Annotated in this window: 2 protein-coding genes; both read right to left on the reverse strand. The window is 43.8% G+C overall.

Features of this window, described 5'->3' with window-relative positions; all coding sequences use genetic code 11:
* Positions 1 to 22 precede the first annotated feature (22 nt).
* Positions 23 to 1846 (reverse strand): ABC transporter ATP-binding protein, encoded by a 1824-nt coding sequence (locus GNE10_RS33230; RefSeq protein ID WP_185570316.1) that lies wholly within the window; start codon positions 1844 to 1846, stop codon positions 23 to 25.
* A 287-nt stretch (positions 1847 to 2133) separates the two neighbouring features.
* Complete coding sequence (locus GNE10_RS33235) at positions 2134 to 3186, reverse strand: aliphatic sulfonate ABC transporter substrate-binding protein (protein WP_185570317.1); 1053 nt, start codon at positions 3184 to 3186, stop codon at positions 2134 to 2136.
* Positions 3187 to 3266 lie beyond the last annotated feature (80 nt).

Below are 3266 nucleotides of genomic sequence, written 5' to 3' on the forward strand. Positions count from 1 at the left end.
CCCCATGCCCCATTCCCCCTACCTACTTACTCGCCTCCACAGGCAAGAATCCACCGGCCTGCATTTTCCATAGTCTGTAGTAAGCACCGCGCTTGGCCAGGAGTTTGGCGTGAGGGCCATCTTCGATAATCCGACCTTGGTCGAAGACTAAAATTCTGTCTAGATGGGAAATGGTAGACAGGCGATGGGCTACCACTATCACAGTTTTGCCATCCATTGCTGAGTCTAGGGTATCTTGAATTGCTTTTTCAGTGATGGAATCGAGACTAGAGGTAGCTTCATCTAAAATCAGAATCGGGGCGTCTTTGAGGATTACCCGTGCAATGGCAATTCGCTGTCTTTGTCCTCCAGACAATTTTACACCGCGTTCGCCCACCAAAGAATTGTAACCTTCCTTCATTTGGGCGATGAAATCGTGAGCGTAGGCTTTGCGTGCTGCTTCAATCACTTCCTCATCGGTTGCATCTATGCGTCCGTAACGAATATTTTCTATTAATGTGCGATGGAACAGTGACGGATCTTGGGGAATTAAGCTGATTTGAGCGTGCAGGGCATTCTGAGTCATATCTCGAATATCGACGCCATCAATGAGAATTTGCCCTGATTGTGAGTCAAAAAGACGCAAAATTAAATTCACAAAGGTAGATTTTCCAGAGCCGGAAAAGCCCACCAAGCCTACACGTTGGCCTGGTTGTATGGTGATGGAGAGGTTTTCAAAGACTTGTTTGCCAGCAGAGTAGCTGAAATACACTTGCCGGAACTCAATTTTACCTTGGGTGATGGGATGAGCGATCGCTTTTTCGCGATCGATTAATTCATGGGGTTGAACAATTACCGAGACACCATTAGCCACATTGCCGATATGTTCAAAAAATTCTATAAAGCGTCGGCTTAAATTGCGGGCTTCACTGATAATTAATAGTGATAAACTAGTTGCCACAACAAAGTCAGCAGCAGCAATCAGTCCTTGACTCCAAAGGGAAAGTGAATAATACAGAGTACCAATTTTGAGAATGGCCGCTGAGATGAACTGAAACCAGCGAATTCGCTCCGAGTACCAGTTGGATTTTCTCACCTCCTTGATTTCATGTTTTAATTGCTCGTTCAAATAGCGTCGTTCAAAATCCAGACGAGCAAACAAGCGGCTACTGCTGAGATTTGTCACCGCATCTACAATGATCCCAGTGGTGTCACTCCTTGCTGCTGCGGCTCTCCGGGAGTAAATTCGGCAGCGAGTAGCCAACCAGAAGGAAATAGTGACGAACAGAACTGCCCACACACCAACAAATGCAGCAAGGGGGGGATAGACGCGATACAGCAATATCGTGGAGACGCCATACACGATAATCAAAGACATAAATTCAGTAATCAGCATTTGCATCGTCTGGGTGACACCCAAAGAGGTTTCGCCGATGCGATGCGCCAATGCTCCGGCAAAACTACTACTCAGGTAGCGATGCGAATGATGTTGTAAATAGGCATATAGAGAGCGGACAATGTGCTGTCGGTGGATGGGATGGAGAATAGTCTGCAAAAGTCCAGCCGAACGCCCGAATATCACCTCACCCACACTTAAAGCAGTGAACAGCATTAGCGGTTGGGCAATGGCATCAAGAACAGGTTTAGTATCGCCAGTCGATCGCGCCACGCTGCGAATGATCTCGCCAATGGCATAGGGCAGCATAATACCACAGGTTGCATGGATTGTCTCCAGTATTATCATTGCCAGATACCACCAGCGGAATTGGTTAACAAAATAACAAACAAACCTGAATGGAGTATTAGGTAAATTTGGCGCATCAGCAGCACGTTGAAAAGATTTGGACAGTCTAACCTTTTTGATCATAAAATTCGTTCTTCTAGTACTAGCAAGCTGTTCTATCAGACAAAAATGGACGGCTTTCTTCGCCGCCCTATGACGTTTGTTCGTTGTTGACAGTTGACGGTTCACAGTTGACAGTTAACTGTCAACTGTCAACAATTTTCACCAGAATAATTTATTTGTTGGAATTCCCTAGACAATCATTCATTCGTTTTATCACCACATAGAAAATGTGTTTTATTCCTGAATTCTGACTTCTGAATTCTGAATTCTGAATTCTGACTTCTGACTTCTGACTTCTGGTAGACTTTCTAAACCATAATTTCAGCAGGTGTAATTGCCGCATATAAATCAGGCGGAAGTAAGGCATCTTGAATGTTAATTTTCTTGGGAATGACACCCTGTTCAAAGAACAAATCCGCCACACGTTGTTGTTCTGCGATGAGTGCAGGACTGAGGCCTCTGCGTCCAACGAAAGTCCTACGAGACATTACCTTTTCCGCTACATCTTCATCAAGTTTTTGTTCGGTAATCATCAATTTTTTAACTTCATTGCGATTTGCATCTGCCCATTTATCAAGGCCATGAAGTTCCTCAATGATAATTTTTAGTAATCCTGGATTTTGTTCGGCAAATTTCCTATCAGCAATATAATAACCACCAGGAGAATCTAGACCAACAGAATCTCTAAGGACACGAATTCGACCCAGTTTTTGGGCAATGGCATAATGTGGATCTCCAGTCATCCAAACAGGAATTTTACCTTCAATAAAAGCAGCACGCGCTTCAATAGTCGGTATACTTTTGATTTTAATATCTTTAATTGTCAAGCCAATTGACTGCAAAGCTCTAAGAATAAAATAGTGAGATGCCGAGCCTTTTTGAAAATAAACTTCTTGCCCCTTAATCTCCTCAAATTTTTTCAGTGGAGACTCTGGAGGTACAGCAATAACACTACTTGTTCCTGTTCTTTTATTTCTTTGCGTGCCAACAACATAAACCAAATCTGATCCAGCAACTTGGGCAAAAATTGGCGGCGTTTCTCCCACCGATCCGACATCAACTCTTCCCGCAGCCATTCCTTCCATAAGTTGGGGGCCTTGGACAAATTGTGCCCATTCCACTTTAATTCCCAACGGTTCCAAGCGTTTCTCTAACACTTTCCGATTTCTCACAAGATCCCCTGCACTCTGATAACCCATGCGAAGAACCTTGCTTTTAATACCAAGGGAAGTTGAACTATCGCCAGCGCTATTTAATATATTTTGTTGGCTTTGTTGGCTGCAACTTCCTAACAGATAGGCCAGAGAAAAACCAGATATACCTGATGTAGCAACATTGAGAAAACGACGGCGTTTAATCATACGTTAAAACCATTTGAAATTTTAATATTTGGGCATTGGGCATTGGGCATGGGGCATGGGTAAAGGGGAAAGGGGTAAGG

It is taken from the genome of Nostoc sp. 2RC (assembly GCF_014222165.1).
Taxonomy (GTDB): domain Bacteria; phylum Cyanobacteriota; class Cyanobacteriia; order Cyanobacteriales; family Nostocaceae; genus Nostoc; species Nostoc linckia.